Raw genomic sequence first — 19,807 nt, 5'->3', positions numbered from 1 at the left:
CTTTTTGTTAACTATAATCGTTGTTGTTCCTCGGTTTGACCTTCTTTCTTTTTGTTTTCCAACTTCTGGTTTCCAAAATTATATTTAAATCCTAATCTAATACTTTGACTGTCGCCATAAGACAAGAAGTAATTGTATTGATCTGCATAATCTGTAGCGACTTTTTCTTTTTCGCCACGATAAATATCTGAAAGGATCGCATATATTTCGCCGTAACTTTTCCATATTTTCTTTCGAATCGAAGCCGAAAGATTTGAGGTCTGGCTAAAAACAAATGTCCCTTGAACTGATGATGAATTGTATTGAAAATTTAATTCTGCGGTTAACTCTTTCTTTTTGTTCAGAACAAAACGATTGCTAATGATTGTATTATAAGTTGGTTTTCCGTTTTTATGTAAATTCCCGTCTCTGCCCTGAAAACTATCTTCGACATAACTTAATCCTGCTTGTATTCCGGATTCCCAGAAATCATAAAAAGTAAGATTGGTATTAAATTCCAGTCCAAAGGCATAATCTTTTTTAATATTCGTAAAATGATAAACAAGCGTATTGGTTTCATAATCCTGATAAGAAATTTCCATCGAAGGATTTTTTTCTAAGCGGTAAAAAAGATCAAAATTGTATTTGTTTTTCAGCGTATAAAGCAAATTAAGATTATGACTTATTGTTGGCAACAATTTTGGATCGCCCGTAAAATAAGAATAGGAATTATAATACGAACGAAACGGATTTAATCTGCTGTATTGCGGACGTGTAATTCGTTTTCCGTACGAAATTCCAATTTCATGACCTTCTGATGGTTTGTAAAGTCCATAGAAAGTTGGAAAAAGCTTAAAATAATGCTGTTCATTGACTTCAAAAGTTGTAACCGAGTTTCCTTTCAGACTTGTGTATTCGCCACGTAAACCAGCTTTCAGACTCCATTTCCCAAATTCTTTGTCATAACTTGTATATCCTGCCAGAATAGATTCATCATAAAGAAAAAGACTCGTTCTGTTTGGATTATTCACGAAATCGCCATTGACTTCGTCTTTATAATCGAGGTTACTTTTGGCATTTACGTTTCCGAATTTTAATCCTGCTTCAAATGTGCCGTTTTTTTCATTCGAATAATCGGTTTGAGCCGAAAAAAGCTGAATATCCTGAATATTATCACTGATAAAGCGTGTTGTACGATAAGGACTTTCTTCGGGAAGCGAAAATGAAGAAGTAATATCCTGACGTTCCTGATGCCAATATGTTGTATAATCTGCCGTTACGGATATTTTCTCTTTTGCATCAAACAAATGATCGAAAGACATATTATAGGCATTATTTCGTAACGGAGTTCTACGATTATTTCGGGTTACATAAAGCGAATCTAAAACTCCATTTCCTCCGTAAATATAGGTTGGAACTGTAAAATCTCCCATTTGTTTGGGCGCTATAAATCCTGTTCCTCCGGCAGAAATCGTATTAAGCGAATCAATTTCGTAAGAAGCCTGAAGACGATAAGAATGTTGTTGCAATGATTTTGATTTGCGTCTCATAATGCTTTCCCAGCGCGAATCGATCGAACCATCTTCTTTTAAATAATGCACGACATCTGTTCCTTCATTGACATATACGCCTGCTCCAAAACCATATCTTCCGGCAAGAGACAATTTTTTTCCTTTGTAAAACTGGTTTGTCGACGCAACTCCTTTTGGATAAATAGATTGTATGTACGCGGTATTGACAGAACCTTTGTAACCTAATGATAGATTCTTTTTTAGTTTAATGTTCAAAACGGCACTTCCCTGCGCTTCGTATTTTGCAGGCGGATTGGTAATAACTTCTATTGATTTTACTTCTTCTCCGCTTGTGTTTTCAAGAAACTGTTTTAGTTCTTCTCCGCTCAGATAGACTTTTTTGTCATTGATCGTTACAAGAATACTTTGGCTTCCGCGAATGCTAATTGCTCCGGTAGAACTTGTCGTTACGCTTGGTGTTTTACTTAAAATTTCCCAGGCATTGTTTGAAGAAAGTGATGAATTTTCTACCGCAAACTCAAGTCTGTCAGTCAATCTTTTTACAATTGGCTTTTTTGTGGTAATTGTAACTCCGTCAAGATTGTTCGAAATTTCTTTTAAAGAAAGGATTCCCAAAACGGTATCTTTTTGAATGGTTATCTTTTTGAAATATTCTTCAAAACCAACCGTTTTCACTTTTAGCAGATAATCGCCTTTTATTATTCCGCTAAAGCGAAATTCTCCGGATTCGTTTGTCTGCGTTTCTTTATAACTTACAGAATCTTTTGCTTGCAAAAGCAAAGCATCTGCAAAAGGTACGGCTTGATTAGAGCCGTCGATTACCTTTCCAGACAGGGAAACTTCTTGCGAATATCCCGCAAAAGAACCCCACAACAGTAACATGATTAATTTTTTCATTGATGATTTATTTGATGCAAATCTCTTTAAATCATTTTCGAAAAATGGTTAATATAGGGTTAACGAAGGGTTAAACACAGGAAGGTAAAAAACATATTGTAAACGCAAAAAAGCTTTTGGTAAAGACATTTTAATCGTGGCACGGGTTTGCCTGATTTATGGTTTACAGATTTGGTTAAAGTAGGGTTAACGGTGGTATTTTTAATCTGAAAAAGCTAAAAATGCAATAGCTTTGCTTTAGTAAAACAAACTGATTTCCTTTCTTAATCAAAACTTTGAAAACAGATGAAAAGAAAAATAATGCTTTTAATTGGTGCCTGTATTTTTACAGTAATTGCTTTGGCTACAATTCAAGGCTATTTTATCTACAATATTTATAAATTAAATGAAAAGGAAATAAATACGGCCATTAAAAAGCAAATTGCCCGTCTGGAAGACACTGATGAATGCGAAAATCTGAACGATACCTGGATATTACAATCAAAAAAATATGTAAAGGAATATGTGAAGGGAAATGCAACAAAGCAAGATTATACCAAATACATTATTAGCAACAGAGATTCGCTTTCGAGAGCCATGAATGCTTACATGAAAAGGAAGGCACAACCAGAAGATTATCCCATTAGTTATTCGGTTTATATCAATTCAGTTGCAATCGTGAATCATGGAAAACCGGAGACTTTGTTTAATGGAAAAATATTAGTTCTGGCTAATGATACTTTAAAAAAGAACCAAATTCTCTCTTCGATGGGACGTTCGGAAACTCAAAATACGGAAGACGAACTTACAATCGTTATAAAAAGTAATCGTTATTATAATTTTGAGAAATTGCAGCAAACTATTATTTCGAAAATGGCAGGTTTATTAATCTTTTCTGTTTTATTAATGGCGTTTGTGGTTTTCTTGTATTATATGTCACTCAAAAACCTCATCACTCAAAAACGAATTGCGGATATCAAAACGGATTTTGTCAATAATATTACGCATGAGTTTCAAACGCCTCTTGCTACGATGGATCTCGCGATCAAAACATTACAACGAAAAGATGCGCAAATGAGTCCGGAGCATTATAAAAATACGCTTGCTATGATTGCAAGGCAAAATGAAAGACTGCAAAAATTATTTCGTCAGGTAACCGAAGCTTCTTTAACGCCTATTGCCGGCAAAGATATTATTCAGGTTACGAGTGAAGAAATTAAGGATATGATTGCAGATTTTGAACTTTCGAGGCCTGATATAACTATTGAATTTACAAGTCAAAAAGAAGCTTTTACCATTGCAATGGATCGTTTTCATTTCAATACGATTTTGATAAATCTTCTGGATAATGCGGTAAAATATGGTGCTTTGAAAATTTTGGTAGACTTAAAATTAACGACAGGAAACTTCATTCTTTCTGTAACAGACGACGGAAAAGGTATTCCGGTTCAGGAACAAGTTTCGATTTTTGATAAATTTTACAGAGTCGAAAAAGGGAATATTCACAATAACAAAGGTCTTGGTCTTGGATTATTCTATATTAAACAATTGGTACAAACGTATAAAGGAACTATTAGCGTTAAAAGCGAAGAACAAAAAGGATCATTATTCACCATTACAATTCCGGTATGAAACATCATATTTTATTAGTCGAAGACGATTTTGATTATGCGTCTATATTAAGGCAATATCTTGAATTTTCGGGTTTTAATGTAACCTGGGCAAAAGACGGTAAGGAAGCTTTGAAAATTTTCCCGGACACGAAACCTGATATCTGTATTCTGGATGTCATGATGCCTCACATGGACGGTTTTACGCTGGCTGAAAACATTATTGACAAACATGCCGAAACTCCTTTTATCTTTTTGACAGCAAAAGGTTTTAAAGAAGATAAAATAAAAGGTTTGCGTCTTGGCGCCGACGATTATGTGGTAAAACCTTTTGAAGTCGAAGAATTGATTTTGCGAATTCAAAACATTCTGAAGCGAAGTCAAAAACCAGTCGTAAAAAACGCGCCGGAACCTATGGTATTTTCTATTGGTAAATATATTTTTGATGGTGATAATTATACGCTTTCCCATGAAAAAATTACACATCAAATTACCGAAAAAGAGGCAAATTTGATTCGGTTTTTATATACCAATAAAAATAAACTTCTCAAACGTGAAGATATTTTAAAGGAAATCTGGGGCAATGACGATTTCTTTTCAGGACGAAGCATGGACGTTTTTATGAGTCGCCTTCGGAAATATTTTAGTGAAGATCCTGATATTTCTATTCCAAGCGTACGAGGTTTGGGATTTAAATTTACTACTAACAACGAATAAAAATTTAAAAATTCTATTATGAAAATCATCTCATTACTAACCCTTTTAATTTGGGGAACTTTAGCTCAGGCACAAACAGCAACGGCAACTTCGGGAAATACAACTGCTATTGCAAAAGTGCCTTCGACACAAACAAAAACGACAAAATCTTCTTCATCTGTTTCGATTTCTAATTCAGATGATTCTTATTCTTTACTGGCAAATTTCGATGTTTCTAAAACTAAAAAAATAGAAAAATTATTGTCTGATAACTTAGACAACGATATGGAATCAACTGAGCGTGGCAGCAAAATTTGGAAGAAAGACAACAATGGCGAAACTGCTTATTCTTTTGTTCTAAAAGAAGGAAAATTAAAAGTTAGCATTGATAAAGAATTAGTTTCTAATGAAACCTTTGAGAAATTACAAGCTTTGGGAGATAAAATTTCTGAAACACTTTCAAAAAACTAAACTTTACTTTTAGATCTCAAAATAAAATTAATCTCGCAAAGTCTCAATCCCGAGGCTTCGGGAGCGAAGTTTTTTTGAATTGGCTCCAGCTTTAGCTGGAGTTTATATGTTTAGAACAAGAGAACATAATAAAAAAAGCCGAAAATCACTGATTTTCGGCTTTTTTTATTCAAAGAAGATTAAACTTTTATGTCAGTATTAAACTTAATCTTTAATTACTTTTTTCGTTACAATTCCTGTCTCATTTGAAATCTGAAACATATAAACTCCTGTTGGTAAATTAGAGATATTTAGTTTCGTTGATGTCGCTTTTAATTCTTTCGAAAGGACAATTTGACCAGTTACATCAAATACATTCAATTTTGCATTATCTGATGAATTCATTTCAATTGTAATGAAATCTTTAACCGGATTTGGATATAATTTGAATGAATTCTGAAGTTCAAAATCTTTTGTTCCCAAAACTGTAACATCAAAACAAGTACTTCTTGCTAAACATCCATTTTTTATAACCTCAACAGCATAACTTCCTAATTGTTTTGGTGTAAAAACAGCATTAGTTTCATTTGCAATAGGTGTAAATGTTCCATTATTACAAGTCACCCATTTATATGTAGCACCAGTTTCGGCAACAGATAGTTTGCCTGCATTGAATGTAATGGTTACATCAATACCTTTTACGGTTACTATTTGGGTCGCTGTTGCAATGTTATTACTTATGTCTTTTGCTGTCCAGGTTACTGTTGTTTTTCCTATAGGAAAACTTCCGGGAGCATTATTTGTAACTGAAACATTTGCGCAACTATCCGTTATTACCGGATATCCTAATGTAACGTTTATTGCACTGCAATTTGTTTCCATTTCTGCTACAACATCTGCAGGAGCTGTTATAGTTGGTGGAGTTGTATCTTTTACGGTTACTATTTGTGTTGCTTTTGCGCTATTATTGCTTCCGTCAGTTACAGTCCAGGTAACGGTTGTCTTTCCTAAAGGGAAACTTTTTGGAGCGTTATTTTTAACTGAAGCAACAGAACAATTATCAGCCGTTGTTGGTGTTCCTAATACTACATCTTTAGCGCTGCAATATTCTCCAACTTCCACCGTTACAGGCGCTGGAGCTGTGATCGTAGGCAAAGTAACATCTTTTACTGTAACTGTTTGAACTGCGATTGAAGTATTATTGTTTGCGTCTTTTACGGTCCAGGTTACTTTTGTGTCTCCTAACGGAAATTCTGTTGGAGCATCATTTGTAACTGAAGTTATGATACAATTATCTCTTGTTACAGGAGTTCCTAATGAAATTTGTGTTGCTGTACAACCTGTATTTAAATTTACGGTTACAGCTTCCGGAGCAATGATTGTTGGTTTTTCAATATCTGGATCTGTAATTATGACAAAATTCTTCGTTACGCTTTCCGAATTGGCGTCCGTTATTTTACACCAATAATTTCCTTCCGGTAATCCGCTAACGGTCGCTGTTGTTGCTCCATTTGACCAAAGATAAGTATAAGGACTTTTTCCGCCATAAACTGATACTATCGAAGCTGAACCGGATTGATTGCCAGGACAAGTTAAATTAGTTTGAATCGTTGTTGCGCTTACGGTAGGTTTAACATAAGTCCCTTTTAGGCGAATAAAATAAGCAGACGTAATACCTTGGTAACCTGAAAAAACTCCGCCTACATTAATTTTTCCATCAGGAAATAAAGATATAGTGTAAACCGGACTTCCAAATCCTGTTTTTGAGTCAAAGGTATTGTCTATTGTTCCATCAGTATTTAAACGTGTCAAACGATTTTGAGTAACGCCTTGATAAGTATTGTATTCTCCTCCTAAAAGTATTTTTCCATCTGATTGCAAAACCACAGAAATAATGGTACCACTATATCCTGTTCCTACATTTTCAGTTATGGTTCCGTCAGCAAATGAAACATCTTTACTTCCGTCTGAATTTAAACGAATCAAATAACTTTGATAATTTACCTGAGCGTTAGAAAAACCTACGTTTACAAGTATTTTCCCGTCTGGCTGTAAGACTATATCACTAACATCAATTGCTGAATCATGCAGCGTTACAACATTAAAGGAAGTGTCTTTACTTCCATCGGGATTTAAACGAATCAAATACTTTTCAGCAAGTCCGTTAAAAGTAGTAAATGATCCTCCTAAAAGTATTTTACCATCTGGTTGTGCTACAATAGAAGAAATTAAAGCATTCGTAAAATCATAACCAGTTCCAGGTTTAAAAGATTTGTCTTCACTGCCATCGATATTCAAGCGAAATAATTTTCTATAGGGTAAGTTTGGATAACTATCCACAAAAGCACTTACAAGTATTTTGCCATCAGGCTGTAAAGCCATTTCTTCAACCGCATATTCAAATCTCTTAATGAAGGAAGTATCCAGCGAACCATCTGGATTTAACCGAACCAGAGAATTTCTGCCTCCATTGCCTGTATCCGTAAATTTTCCTCTAACTAATATTTTCCCATCCAGTTGTAATAGTATTGAACTCACTTCATTATTGAACTTATAATCCGGATTAAATGAAGTATCCTTGCTTCCATCAGCATTTAAACGAATCAGCTTTTTTTGTGTAACTCCCTGATAATTGTCAAAAAAACCTCCTATCAAAGTTTTCCCATCAGTTTGTACCGCTGAACAAAACACTGCAGCGTCAAGACCTGTGTCTTTGTTAAAAGTAGCATTTCTGGTTCCATCAGCATTTAAACAAATAATACCTTTATCAATAATATCCCGACAGTAACTATATTTTCCTCCAATAAGGATTTTTCCATCATTTAAAAGGGTTATGGCGTTAACATCCGCATTTGAACGCCCATTAAGAATATTTGCGCTCTCGCTAAAAGAAGGAATTGAAAAAGTAGTATCTGTAGTTCCGTCAGTATTAAAACGATAAACAGCGTCATTACCATTAGATCTATAAAGGTTTGCAAGTAATTTTCCATCAGGCTGCAAGTACATATTATTCACACTTTCACTAGTCATGTACATAAAACTAGGTGGACTGATAAATGAAGTATCAATGCTTCCGTCTGGATTTATACGAACCAAATATTTCTGAGCTACTCCCTGATAGCGTGTAAAACCACCGCCTACAATTATTTGTCCGTCATTTTGTATTACAATAGACGCGACCGAACTACCAGCGAAGCCTGTTCCTATACTAAATGAAGTGTCTTTTGTACCATCTGCATTTAAACGTACCAAATAACTCTGTGCTACTCCCTGATAGGTACTAAAGCTGCCACCTACAATTATTTTTCCGTCAGATTGAACAGCAACTGCAAAAACATTGCTATCAAATCCGTTTTTTATATCAAAAGTTGAATCAAGGCTTCCGTCAGCATTCAAACGAATTAAGCGTCTCCTTGGTTCTACAGAATCTTTTTTATTGACTACAAGTATTTTTCCATCGGGTTGTAATGTTATTAAACTAACAAAAGCGCTAACCTCCTGCACGGCCCCAAACTCAAAAGAAGTATCCTTACTACCATCGCTGTTTAAACGTATTACACGATTTCTTAGAGTTTTATCGAGACCTCCTATAAGTAATTTTCCATCAGGCTGTAAAGCAACCGTTTTTATATCAAAAGCATTTTCCACGTAATAATCAAAAGTTGGATCTACGCTTCCGTCAGGATTAATACGAATCAATAATTTGGTTATCGCGCCTTTATACACAGAAGATCCTTTTATAATTACTTTTCCATCTGGTTGGGTTACCATACAATTTACAAGACTGCCAAATCCAGGTCCTGGTCCAAAGTTGTGCTCTATATCAGCAGGGTTTTGGGCAAAAGTTATTAAAGATTGTAAAACACAAAAAAAGAGTAGAATTTTCTTCATAGACTAGTGGTATTTTTTATTTATAATAATTTGGTAAGCATAAGAATCTCAAGAAAATGAAAATATCAAATCGGTACAAACATACCAAAAAACTTTACTTTTTTAATACGGTTTCCCGTATTAAGGGTTAATAAAGAGTTAATGATGAATTCTCACTATTCAGAAAAAATTTCTAACTAAACGTAATTAAAATCATCATAAAAAAATGGTTAATAAAACTGTAGAATCTTTAAGCGAAACTCCCATTTATTGCTAACTAACACAATTAATTATAAAGTAATTGTAAATTTAATTCTATTTAAAAGCTATCGAATTAAAAAAAAACAACTAAATTTAAATCCCAAAAATTTCTTTTTAATTGCATCAGTAAAACTCTAACCATCTAATTTTTTGGCATATGAAATGGTTTAATAATTTGGAAGCAAAACTTAAGACTACTTTTTTTAAATCGAAGTCTACACAGGAATTGATCAATTTAAAAAAAGGGAAAAAACTTTATTTGTCTAACAAATTTGGTGAGGCTTTACTATACTTTGATAATTCTTTAAATTCCCGATTTGATTTAAAAGTCTTTAAATTAAGAGCAAAGTGTCTTCAAAAGTTAAATAAACATTCGCAGGCAATTGAAGATTTTGATAAATTGATTGAAGAGAATCCGTTAGAGTTTTCGAATTATTACAGACGTGCAATTTCAAAAAATGCAGTATTTGATTTACGTGGTCAAATTGAAGATCTTCATAATTGCATTTACTATTATAAAAAAAGCAAAAATCCTGAAAGTACTATTCTAAAAAAACTCGAAACAGATTTAATTGATGCCGGAAATTATATCGACATGGTCAAAAGTTCTATTACTTCAATTCATAATGTGACTTACCTCGAAATAAAAAATCTCGTTAATGAATGTCTTCATCAAATAAAAAGTATAAGACTTCAAAAGAACCAATTTAGACAGATAGAAAACAATCCAATCTTGTTATGAAACTAATATATTCTCTTTGTGTCTAAATGGCAATTAAAAGTCTTGAGATTCCACTTTATTATTCTCAGCAATCCAATTGTAAATTTCGGTCTGAGCACGCCTCGGAATCTCTGAATCTAAGATTTCCAATTCGTTAATTCCTTCGCTATTTACACTTCTGCGTTTTGTGTTGTCTTCGAGTTGTAATTCAATAATCTTATTTATTTCCGCAATATTTCTTTGATCGTATATCGGGAAAGCAACTTCTATTCTTCTGTTTAAATTTCGACTTAACATATCTGCCGATGATAAATAGACTTTTTCCTGACCATTATTTGCAAACTTGTAGATTCTCGAATGTTCTAAAAACATATCTACAATGCGGTAAATTTCGATGTTTTCGGATACATTTTTAATTCCCGGTAATAATGTGCAAATTCCGCGTACGATCATGATTACATCAACGCCAGCTTTGCTTGCTTCAATAAGTTTATCAATAATATCCTTTTCGTCGACTCCGTTTACTTTCAAAAAGATGTACGCTTCTTTACCTTCTTTTTTGTTCTTTATTTCGTCGTCTATTAATTCTATTAATTTTTCTTTCATATTAAAACCTGCGGCCAGAATATGTTTTGGAGCTTCGGTTTTCTTCTTGCTTTTTAAGAATGCAAAGACTTTTTTCAAATCATCTGTATATCTTTTTTCCGAAGTAAAAAAACCAAAATCAGAATAAATATTTGCGGTACTTTCATTAAAATTTCCCGTTGACAGATAATTATAATGTTTCTTGTTTCCGTACTTATCTTTCATGGTTACCATTGCAACTTTGGCATGAACCTTTAAATTTGGCATACTTTGAATAATCTTTATTCCGGCATTTTTCATTTCTCTCGACCAGAATAAATTATTATATTCATCAAAGCGTGCTTTAACTTCTACAAAAACAGTTACTTTTTTACCGTTTTTTGCCGCACTTATCAAAGCATTTGCAATTAACGATTCTGATGAAATACGGTATAAAGTAATTTTTATCTCAAGAACGTTTCTATTAATTGCTGCCTGATTAAAAAACTGAAGTACATAATAATACGATTGATACGGAAAATGAAGCAATTGATTTTGTCTGTCAATAATTTCAAAAACCGACTTATTACTTTCGAAAGGCAAATGTTGAAGACCTGGATAATTTGCTCCTTGAAGATTTGGTTTTACAGGATTTGGAAACCGAAATAAATCATAAAGATTGTGATGACTTCCTCCTTTTATCATTTCATTATTATGAAGTCGGAACGCTTTTTTACATACCGAAATTGTTTCGGCATCCATATTATAATCATACAGAAATCGTGTCGATGAACCTCGTTTTCGTTCTTCAATTTTTGCTTCAATCTTTGCAATTAAATCTCCGGAGTTTTCATCTTCGATAAGATAATTTTCGTCTCTGTTTAGCTTTATTGCATTGCAGGAAACCACTTTTCCGGTTGGGAATATCAGAGACAAACATTTTTTTATAATCGTATCAATCGAAATAATATAGTGTGTATCTCCGAGACTTTGCAATTTTTTATAGCGATCCAGTTTGTCCGATGGAATATTCAAATAAGCATAATGATAATTGCCCGCCGAATCTTTTAGCTTGACTAAAAAGTATAAACTGCGATTGTTTAAAAAATAAGTTTTTGGAAGGTTTACCGATATATAAATTACCTGAATATAAGACAAAATAATACTTTTAAAATAATATTCGATCTCATGCAAATGCTCTTCTAAAAGTTCTTGATTTTCATAATAAACGATATTATTTGCGGCTAATTCCGGCACTATCGAATTGTTCCAGATTGCCCCAAATCTATTTTGCTGAAGATTAATTTCGGCTAAAATCTTCTCCAGTAAATCTTTATTTTTCTTTGAATTTTTGATCAGCAATTTTCTGATTTTAACTCTAAAAAATTCATCCAGATTTGAAGAATGAATCGCTAAAAACTTGATTCGTTCGTATAATGCATTATTGGCATCATTTGCTTCATCCAAAATACAGTTATTGAAAGAAAGCCATGAAATTTCTGAAGGTATAAGGTAGTTTTGCACGTTTATTAAGGTACTATTATAAGAGAATAAATTGGTTTATGCTTTATTGACACGTCTGTAAATTTGAGAATTAATTACATTAAAATAGAATCAAACACAACCAGTTAACCATAATTTAATTTATCGGTAACATATCTTAATCTTCCTTATATCAAGGTTATAACTTATCTACACACGCCATTATAACTGCGATATATACTTAAAATACTTCAGCGCTTTTACTGACTTCGCAAGCGACAAATAATATTAATCCTATTAACTTTTTGTTAACCGTATTATAATACCCTTCAGATAGTACGATTTCTCTTTTACAGTACTTATAACTAGTAAGAATTATAATTCAAAAACAAGTTTCTAATGCTAATCCATAATTTATCAAAATCAGTGCATTTAAATCTATTATAAACCATTAAACCTAGAATTATGAAAAAACAGAATCCAAAAAAGATTTTAAGTAAAGTCTTAATTATTGCATTATCTGCAATTACATTCTCTTGTCAGGACACGACAATGGACGAAGCAGAAACTACCGCTGTGGTAAAAGAACAAAAAAGTTTCAAGAAAATGAGTTCAGCAGCAAGTTCTGATTTGGCAAGAAGATGGGCGCCTATTCATTACAAAGATGTAGATGCCACAGGAACGTATGCCGAAGGAGGAAAATCAGATTATCTTACAGCTATTAATTATGACAATGACTGGAATGGCGAAAACAACTGGAATAATCTTCCGGCTTATGCTAATTCTTTAGCGGCACATTGTTACTATTCTGTAGTAGAATCAAACACGCATTGGTTCATTACGTATGCTTTTTTCTCTCCAAGAGATTGGACAGATAATCCGCTTTTGTATTCATTAGACCAACACGAAAATGATTTAGAAGGTGTATTAATGATTGTAGAAAAAAATGGTTCAACTTATGGAACTTTAAAAGGAGCGGTTACAGTAAGTCACTCTGATTTCTTTTCGTATGTTCCGTCTGGAAGTTCTTTTGTAAGCGGATTGGAAAGTGTTGACGGAACTTTGCAAATGAGAGATTTTAACGGAGAATTGCATCCTGTTACGGCGCAAGATTCTAAAGGACATAGTCTTAAAGCGTGGCCACAGCACGATATTGACGGAGACGGAATTATCTATTATCCATCGGCAAGCGGAGTGGCGCAAATACCAGCTGATAATTACGATAATTATGTAGAATACAAACTTGTCGATATTTTTGAAAGCGGCGGATTATGGGATCAAAGATTTAATACACAATTATTCTCTAGTCCAGGCGGAGGATTTACAGGAAATGATTTTAAAACTGGTGGTGCAAACGCTCCATGGGCATGGAATGATGGAAATGATGCGATTGTACAAGGTGGAGAATTTGCAACAGATCCTGCAAAACTAGCAGATAATTATTTTGATGGTGTAGGTAATCTTTCCCGCATTTATACGGATAATAAATACAATGCTTCGGCTGGCGGTATCGTAACGCTTTACCAAAATTGCAATTATACAGGTTATGCAATCGCCTTGCCTGCTGGCAATTATACATTGGCTCAGCTAAAATCTTATGGTATTGCAAATGATGATTTGTCTTCTGTTCGATTAGAAAGCGGATACAAAATTACAATGTATCAAAACGATAATTATGGCGGAGAATCTGTTGTAATAACAGGAAATAATAGCTGTTTAGGAAGTTTTAATGATAAAGCCAGTTCTGTAAAAATTACTGCTCTGTAAACTACCGTGTGTACACAAGTATGAAAAACACTAATTGCACTAATTATCACTAATTTGTTTGTGAAATTAATTTCACAAACAAGGTTAAATCATTAGAATTTGTGCTAATTCGTGCAATTCGTGTTTGAAATTCATTTATAATATTTGTGTCCGCAAAATTTCCTTTTTATCAAGGATATGCAAATGAAAATATAGAACTAAACTATATTCTTGTTTGCATATCCTTTTTTTCATAATGTAAATCAAGAATTGAAATGTGCTATTAGGCACAAATAACTTTATAAAACTGATAATTTTTAATAAAATACTTCTGTATATTTGAATTAACCATAACCAAAATATAATCACCAAAAATGCTTCGAAATACTCTAATTTGTTTTGTTATTGTTTTATGTTTTTATGCCTGCAATCGAGCTGAAAAACAACAAACCGAAAAAGCTTCAATAGCAAGTGATAGTTTGAAAAATACAGAACCCAAAGAAGACACTTTAAGTGCTGTACAAAATCCGGATTCAGTAGTATATTCTAAATTTAATAATTCGATAATTAAAGAAGAATATAAGGATTCACTTTTTACAAAATTTTCAGATTTATCAACTGATGATAAATTTATCCTTATTGTTCCTAAAGGAAATATAAATCATACAACATCAGTATTGAAGATCTTTAATAATGCTGGTGAATTGCTATACGAAACATCATTTACAACAAGATATATGGCAAATGGTTATGAATTGGAAAATATTAAAAATGATGCCGAAATGGTGAAATATATTTTGACTAAAGCCAAACAAATATTAGAAAAGGATTCATTTATGTACATCACAAATGAAATAAAAAAGGATGGCGTTCTTGGTCAATCAAAAGAAGAATTTACAGATTATGATACTTTTATAGAATGTGAAAATGACAAAAGACCTTTATTCATAATTTCACTTGGAGAAGAAGATACCACTTATATTGGTTATTCAAAAAAACAAAAGAAAGCTGTTGATCTTATAAGTTGTTGCTAATTATCCTCTAAAAAAAACACTCTTTATAATTAAACAATTTTCAATAAAAATTTCAATGCAAAAAGCAACTATAATAATCTTTATAATTTCATTTTCCTTATTTATTTCCTGTAAAGATAAAAGCGATAAAGTCGAAAAAACTTCATCAAAAGAAGTCACAAACGATACTAAACAAACAGAATCTGAAATTGCTGATTCATCAACAGGACTTCCAGCTGTTTATTTTATAAAATCAGAAAAAATACTTGCTACAGACCAACTTAGAAATTATCTGAAAGTAGAACTTGATAGTGTAGAAAAAGTTGATTTTACAGGAGATAAAATCCCGGATTATATCTGTAAAACTACAATTGACTCTTTAGGAAATGGTACTGAATATTGGGTTTCATCAGAATTCAAAACAATTAAAAAAACAAAACTTGCATATGGTTTTCATTACCGCTGGTTTATAAATTTAGACGGCGATCCTGAACCTGAAATATTTGAAGGAATTGGCGACGAAGATGGTGCAGACTACGTTATTACGGATCAAAATTTATCAACCGGAAAAGACATTACTTTACTTTATGTAAATCCGGTTATAATAGAAAACGGAAAAAAATATTGGGGATATCCATGGGATATCAAAAATATAAAAGCACGAAAAAACGGAGACAATATTGAATTATTCTGTTCTTTAAACCATCAAATAATTAGAGACGGAAACGAAGAAACTGACCCTAAATCTCAAAAACAAATGCCGGTACTATTTTTTACAGGACATCATACTCAGGAATTTAGTGTTGAGAATTGTAAAAACGAACAATGGCTAACTTTAAAAGAAATTATTAAGCAAACCAAAAGATAAATTTAAAACCATATCAGGCAAATTAGATTTGTATGGTTTAAGTTGCGATTAAATTATTCAAAACTTACTATTCCATAATTAATTTTTTCAGTTTCATCTTTTAAATCGTCATAATAATCAGCTATCCATTGCTCATTTCGATAGATAAAGGATAAAAATTCTCGTCCGTATCTATGTGGAGTAAAAATTTGAAGATTATCGCCTTCATTTGGTTGATAATCAAAATCAAAACAATTTCTATTATTAAGATCTTCAAGCATTTTTTCAGTTGTCAAAGCTTCTGATAAAACATCGAGCGGAAAAATGATCCTTCCATCCATCGTACATTTGCTGTCACCTACATATTTTCGTAATGTCCACGCAAACTCGTTACGATTTTTTTTGAATCTGCGGGAATTTTTGTTGTGTACAATTTTATCTATACCATCTGGCACACAAGTACAAAGTTTAATTTCTTTTCCGGTTTCGCACATAAATTTTTATTACTAAAATCGTTTATATCTCTGTTTATCGTTGTGATAAATTTCAATTAAGGAAGCGATAAATATTCTTTGTATTCCATTTTATTATCGCTGTTTTTATAAAAGACATAATTGTTTTCGCCACCTTGAAAAAACATCTTTATTTTTAAAGTATCCTGCAAAACCCAGGTATAAGTAATATCTGCATCAACAGCTTTCCATTCGTGATTTTTCTGTGGCAATTTTTTCAATAAATTGCGCTGAATGTAATCCGGTGATTCCGTATAAAATATTTCATAAGCCTTATTGAATGTGCTATCGTTGCATACACATGTTTTATTTAGAGGATCGTCATATATTGAAACACCATTGTCGTTCTCTTTACATTTAAAAAGTGATTCTTTAGGTGGTTCATCGCTATTTTCATCCTGTAAATCTAAGGTTTTAGAATCTTTGTCTTTTTCTAAAAGTTCTTCCGAATTTTTACTGTTATCGCTTTTTGTAACTATAACTTTATTCTCTTCTTTTTGATTTTTACAGCTTGTTAAGATTGTGAATCCTAGTATTAAAAGTAGTGTTTTTTTAATCATTTTTATTTTCTGTTTTTTCGTCAAAATATACTTTCCCATGATTTATTTTTTCGGTTTCATACCTGAAACCATCATAAAAGTCAGCAATCCATTCTCCATTTCTATAGATGAAAGATAAAAACTGTCTCGAGTACTTTTCAGGTGTAAAAATTTGAAGATTATCACCTTCATTGGGTTGATAATTAAAATCAAAACAATTTCTACTATTAAGATCTTCAAGCATTTTTTCTGTCGTAAGATCTTCTGATAGCATATGGAGCGGAAAGGTTATCATTCCCTCCATCATGGAACTGCTAAAGCCAATATATTTTCGTAAGGTCCAGGTAAATTCTTTAGGCAAATTTTTAAATCATCGGGAATTTTTATTGTGTACAATTCTATTCATCCCGTTTGGAACGCAAGTACAAAGCTTAATTTCTTTTCCGGTTTCGCACATAAATTTTATTCTTAAAAACAGTTTATTCTTTTACTATATTTTCTAATATTTCCCGAATTGTTTTTAAAGCTTCAGTTGAAGTTTCCCGAATTATAATTTTATTTTTCTTGTCCTTAATAAGCGCCGTAAATAAGTTATCTTCTGTATTAATATCAACAATTGTTCCTCCGTATTTTAATGTAGTTTCTGCAATTGCCATTGGCAAATTTGTTGCTCCTGACGTTCCTACAATAAAAAGAATTCCTGAGTTTTTGGCGATTTTCAAGGAACTGAATTTTTTGTTTGTCTTTTCGTCATAATACTCATCAAACCACAAAATATTTGGTCTCATCCAGCTTCCGCATTCTTTGCATTTCAGTAATTCAATATCTTTTTCGGTTAAATCTTGGTCTATGTCTTTACCTTCAATTTCAGCGGGTAAAAATTCGATTTCTTTACAACCATTCGAGCATTTAATTTCTCTGTTATTTCCGTGTATTTCGTATATCCTTTCTACACCGGAACGCCTGTGCAGATTATCTATATTTTGAGTTATCAAATGAAATCGGTCTTGCAAAAGATTTTCAATTGCTGCTATTTCATCGTGACTTTTGTTTGTCTGAGCACTTTCAAACATCTTTTTTCTAAAGAGAGAATATTGCCAAACTTCTTCGGGATTTTCTTTAAAATATTTAAAGGTTCCAAATTCTTCCGGTTTATGAAATTTAGTTCCTTTTACCCAGATTCCGTCAACTCCTCTATAAGTTGGAATACCGCTTTCTGCTGAAATTCCGGCGCCGGTCAAAAACGTAAAAAGATTTCTGTTTTTCTTATGATAAACCTGCCTTATGATTTCAGTAAGTTGCTCATTCATGTTTTAATTCTCTAAATGTTATTTTGTCTTACTGAATGTTTTTTCATCTGAACCAAGATCTGATCTCAGTATTAATTCATTAGGATTTTTTACTTCAAAAATCAAATTTTTGGAAATATCCATTTCTGTAACTTCCCATATTTTATATCCTTTTGCAAGAGCTTCTTTGGTTGATTTAATACTAAACGGAAGGGGATTTTCGAAAATAGCCGAAGAATCTCCATCTATAGTCACTTTTAATTCATTATTCTCAAATGGTTCTACTTGTATATTGGCAACGAAAAAACCGGGCGCATAACCTTCTCTTACTTCATCAAACAAATCTGTATTACCGTAAAGCAATCCCGCTAATGTTTGCTCAACAACTTCTCCGTTCTCTTTCTTCTCTTTCCACAAATATCCTTCAAAATTAGGAATGCTTCCAGGATCAACTATTTTCAAAACCAGAAAAAGACTTTCCCTTGGATTGTCAACATCTTTATACTCATACAATCCAACGAAATCAGTTAATTGATCATTAATTACTGGTTCAATTTTATCTTCAGTTACTTTTGGTACTTTTTCTTTTATTTCTTTCTTCGTTTCTTTTTTTGCTTCATTACAAGTAAATAAAGAGAAAAACAGCACACCAATAATTATTCTAATTTTCATCTTTTATTTTATCTATATTCTTTATTCTCTATTCTCTATTCTTTGCTCTTTGTTCTCTATTCTATATACATTTTTATCCAATCATTGGCCCTTACTTCACCGCCAATTCCTTTAATAAAAAAATCATCTCCTTCTTTTTTTATTGAATATGTTGCCTCCAACTTTATGCATCGTTGATCATTTCTATCATAATACAATTCTAAGATATTATCTTCTTGGATCCCCTTATAATTTCCCTCACATACAAAATCTCCTCTAATGGCTTCAGATTTCAAATCAATTTGGTTCTCCGTAATTGTAAAATAATATGTCGTATGACCTATTTCATTCATTGTAACTTCTCCGTCTACTTCGGCTCTAAATTTTCCTTGAAACTTTTCTGCAATTGGTTTGATATTTTTTAGTTTATGAAACAACAATAAATCATTATAAAGATCAACTCCTTCTTTTTTAATTTTCATGGTTGGAAGTTTCTTTATAAAAACCCATTTATTATTCTCGTAAACATAAAAATAAGTTTGTGCATTTTCTTTCAGCTCAAATTCTCCCGATCCATCATTCATATATTCCCGAATAGCTTCTTTAGGCAAAAAATCAGCAACGATATAATAATCCTTCAACTCTCGTTTTAAAATCTTAGTTACGATCTCGTTTACTTGTTTTGCTTTATTATTTTCTCCTTCTACCCCTAAATCTTTAAACTGAGAAAAATAACTCCCTGAATAATCAGCACTCCACTTGTACTGAATGAATGCTGATTTCCCAATGTAGTTAACTACAAATCCTCCCAAACTTTTATCAAAGTAAGTATAAGTTGGAAATGAAGGCGCATGATCCGGAAGAACAAACCCTTTGGTTTTATACTTTTCATCCAAAAAATCGACGGGAGCAATTGTAAAATCCTTATTTGTATCATCATAAGTTTCAACCTTAGCAACTTTCTGGGTTTCTTTTGGGATTTCTTTAATAGGTTCTTGCTTTTCCTTTTTACAGGAAATTGTAATTATTGAAACAAGAAATAGAAAAAGTACTTTTTTTACCACGATTTGTTTTTAAGTAAAACTAGCAAATTTTAATTGTCAAATCCAAAAGATTAAAGCAATAATTATAAAATTTTAAAAAGACTTTGGCTACTTTATTTTTAAATT

At 32.3% G+C, this 19,807-nt stretch carries 16 protein-coding genes; 7 read left to right on the top strand and 9 right to left on the bottom strand.

Annotated elements, in window-relative coordinates; translation table 11 throughout:
* Positions 1–11 precede the first annotated feature (11 nt).
* The gene (locus CLU81_RS23705) at positions 12–2,408 is read right to left on the bottom strand and encodes an outer membrane beta-barrel family protein (RefSeq protein ID WP_099712089.1); all 2,397 of its coding nucleotides are present in this window, start codon (positions 2,406–2,408) and stop codon (positions 12–14) included.
* 285 nt (positions 2,409–2,693) lie between these two features.
* Here CLU81_RS23705 and CLU81_RS23700 point away from each other — a divergent pair, with 285 nt between their 5' ends.
* From CLU81_RS23700 to CLU81_RS23690, 3 genes are read left to right on the top strand one after another with little or no spacing between them, the layout of a single operon-like run.
* Positions 2,694–4,019 carry a sensor histidine kinase KdpD gene (locus CLU81_RS23700; protein WP_099712088.1) on the top strand — a complete coding sequence of 442 codons (1,326 nt, stop codon included), beginning with the start codon at positions 2,694–2,696 and terminating at the stop codon, positions 4,017–4,019.
* Positions 4,016–4,714, top strand: coding sequence for a response regulator transcription factor (locus tag CLU81_RS23695; protein ID WP_099712087.1), 699 nt, complete (start codon positions 4,016–4,018; stop codon positions 4,712–4,714). The genes CLU81_RS23700 and CLU81_RS23695 overlap by 4 nt, the downstream gene beginning before the upstream one ends.
* A gap of 18 nt (positions 4,715–4,732) precedes the next feature.
* Positions 4,733–5,164, top strand: coding sequence for a hypothetical protein (locus tag CLU81_RS23690; RefSeq protein ID WP_099712086.1), 432 nt, complete (start codon positions 4,733–4,735; stop codon positions 5,162–5,164).
* 204 nt (positions 5,165–5,368) lie between these two features.
* Here the strand turns inward: CLU81_RS23690 and CLU81_RS23685 are convergent, their stop codons facing one another.
* Positions 5,369–9,034 carry an HYR domain-containing protein gene (locus CLU81_RS23685; protein ID WP_099712085.1) on the bottom strand — a complete coding sequence of 1,222 codons (3,666 nt, stop codon included), beginning with the start codon at positions 9,032–9,034 and terminating at the stop codon, positions 5,369–5,371.
* Between the two features lie 397 nt (positions 9,035–9,431).
* Here CLU81_RS23685 and CLU81_RS23680 point away from each other — a divergent pair, with 397 nt between their 5' ends.
* Positions 9,432–10,016, top strand: a complete 585-nt coding sequence (locus CLU81_RS23680; RefSeq protein ID WP_099712084.1) for a hypothetical protein — start codon at positions 9,432–9,434, stop codon at positions 10,014–10,016.
* Between the two features lie 33 nt (positions 10,017–10,049).
* Here the strand turns inward: CLU81_RS23680 and ppk1 are convergent, their stop codons facing one another.
* On the bottom strand, positions 10,050–12,083 hold the full coding sequence (ppk1, locus tag CLU81_RS23675) for a polyphosphate kinase 1 (protein ID WP_158235366.1): 2,034 nt from the start codon (positions 12,081–12,083) through the stop codon (positions 10,050–10,052).
* Between the two features lie 423 nt (positions 12,084–12,506).
* Here ppk1 and CLU81_RS23670 point away from each other — a divergent pair, with 423 nt between their 5' ends.
* The 3 genes from CLU81_RS23670 (at position 12,507) to CLU81_RS23660 (ending at position 15,668) form a co-directional block, all read left to right on the top strand.
* On the top strand, positions 12,507–13,808 hold the full coding sequence (locus CLU81_RS23670; RefSeq protein WP_099712082.1) for a hypothetical protein: 1,302 nt from the start codon (positions 12,507–12,509) through the stop codon (positions 13,806–13,808).
* Positions 13,809–14,161: 353 nt separating this feature from the next.
* Positions 14,162–14,821, top strand: a complete 660-nt coding sequence (locus CLU81_RS23665) for a hypothetical protein (RefSeq protein WP_099712081.1) — start codon at positions 14,162–14,164, stop codon at positions 14,819–14,821.
* A 55-nt stretch (positions 14,822–14,876) separates the two neighbouring features.
* Positions 14,877–15,668 carry a hypothetical protein gene (locus CLU81_RS23660; RefSeq protein WP_099712080.1) on the top strand — a complete coding sequence of 264 codons (792 nt, stop codon included), beginning with the start codon at positions 14,877–14,879 and terminating at the stop codon, positions 15,666–15,668.
* Between the two features lie 53 nt (positions 15,669–15,721).
* Here the strand turns inward: CLU81_RS23660 and CLU81_RS23655 are convergent, their stop codons facing one another.
* From CLU81_RS23655 to CLU81_RS23630, 6 genes are all read right to left on the bottom strand, one after another.
* The gene (locus tag CLU81_RS23655; RefSeq protein WP_099712079.1) at positions 15,722–16,141 is read right to left on the bottom strand and encodes a hypothetical protein; all 420 of its coding nucleotides are present in this window, start codon (positions 16,139–16,141) and stop codon (positions 15,722–15,724) included.
* A 56-nt stretch (positions 16,142–16,197) separates the two neighbouring features.
* Complete coding sequence (locus tag CLU81_RS23650) at positions 16,198–16,719, bottom strand: hypothetical protein (protein ID WP_099712078.1); 522 nt, start codon at positions 16,717–16,719, stop codon at positions 16,198–16,200.
* Complete coding sequence (locus tag CLU81_RS23645; protein ID WP_144444551.1) at positions 16,712–17,059, bottom strand: hypothetical protein; 348 nt, start codon at positions 17,057–17,059, stop codon at positions 16,712–16,714. Before CLU81_RS23645 ends, CLU81_RS23650 begins: the two co-directional genes overlap by 8 nt.
* Positions 17,060–17,177: 118 nt before the next feature.
* On the bottom strand, positions 17,178–18,008 hold the full coding sequence (locus CLU81_RS23640; protein ID WP_099712076.1) for a Sir2 family NAD-dependent protein deacetylase: 831 nt from the start codon (positions 18,006–18,008) through the stop codon (positions 17,178–17,180).
* An 18-nt stretch (positions 18,009–18,026) separates the two neighbouring features.
* The gene (locus CLU81_RS23635; protein ID WP_144444550.1) at positions 18,027–18,659 is read right to left on the bottom strand and encodes a hypothetical protein; all 633 of its coding nucleotides are present in this window, start codon (positions 18,657–18,659) and stop codon (positions 18,027–18,029) included.
* A gap of 56 nt (positions 18,660–18,715) precedes the next feature.
* The gene (locus CLU81_RS23630) at positions 18,716–19,702 is read right to left on the bottom strand and encodes a hypothetical protein (protein WP_099712074.1); all 987 of its coding nucleotides are present in this window, start codon (positions 19,700–19,702) and stop codon (positions 18,716–18,718) included.
* Between the last annotated feature and the right edge of the window lie 105 nt (positions 19,703–19,807).

The organism is Flavobacterium sp. 9 (genome assembly GCF_002754195.1).
Classification (GTDB): domain Bacteria; phylum Bacteroidota; class Bacteroidia; order Flavobacteriales; family Flavobacteriaceae; genus Flavobacterium.
The sequence above is the reverse complement of the archived record's forward strand: the minus strand, read 5'-3'. Positions and strand labels throughout refer to the sequence as shown.

Coding starts and splice junctions, on each gene's coding strand:
- CLU81_RS23705 (WP_099712089.1), bottom strand. CDS start 2,408: ATGAAAAAATTAATCATGTTACTGTTGTGGGGTTCTTTTGCGGGATAT.
- CLU81_RS23700 (WP_099712088.1), top strand. CDS start 2,694: ATGAAAAGAAAAATAATGCTTTTAATTGGTGCCTGTATTTTTACAGTA.
- CLU81_RS23695 (WP_099712087.1), top strand. CDS start 4,016: ATGAAACATCATATTTTATTAGTCGAAGACGATTTTGATTATGCGTCT.
- CLU81_RS23690 (WP_099712086.1), top strand. CDS start 4,733: ATGAAAATCATCTCATTACTAACCCTTTTAATTTGGGGAACTTTAGCT.
- CLU81_RS23685 (WP_099712085.1), bottom strand. CDS start 9,034: ATGAAGAAAATTCTACTCTTTTTTTGTGTTTTACAATCTTTAATAACT.
- CLU81_RS23680 (WP_099712084.1), top strand. CDS start 9,432: ATGAAATGGTTTAATAATTTGGAAGCAAAACTTAAGACTACTTTTTTT.
- CLU81_RS23670 (WP_099712082.1), top strand. CDS start 12,507: ATGAAAAAACAGAATCCAAAAAAGATTTTAAGTAAAGTCTTAATTATT.
- CLU81_RS23665 (WP_099712081.1), top strand. CDS start 14,162: ATGCTTCGAAATACTCTAATTTGTTTTGTTATTGTTTTATGTTTTTAT.
- CLU81_RS23660 (WP_099712080.1), top strand. CDS start 14,877: ATGCAAAAAGCAACTATAATAATCTTTATAATTTCATTTTCCTTATTT.
- CLU81_RS23655 (WP_099712079.1), bottom strand. CDS start 16,141: ATGTGCGAAACCGGAAAAGAAATTAAACTTTGTACTTGTGTGCCAGAT.
- CLU81_RS23650 (WP_099712078.1), bottom strand. CDS start 16,719: ATGATTAAAAAAACACTACTTTTAATACTAGGATTCACAATCTTAACA.
- CLU81_RS23640 (WP_099712076.1), bottom strand. CDS start 18,008: ATGAATGAGCAACTTACTGAAATCATAAGGCAGGTTTATCATAAGAAA.
- CLU81_RS23635 (WP_144444550.1), bottom strand. CDS start 18,659: ATGAAAATTAGAATAATTATTGGTGTGCTGTTTTTCTCTTTATTTACT.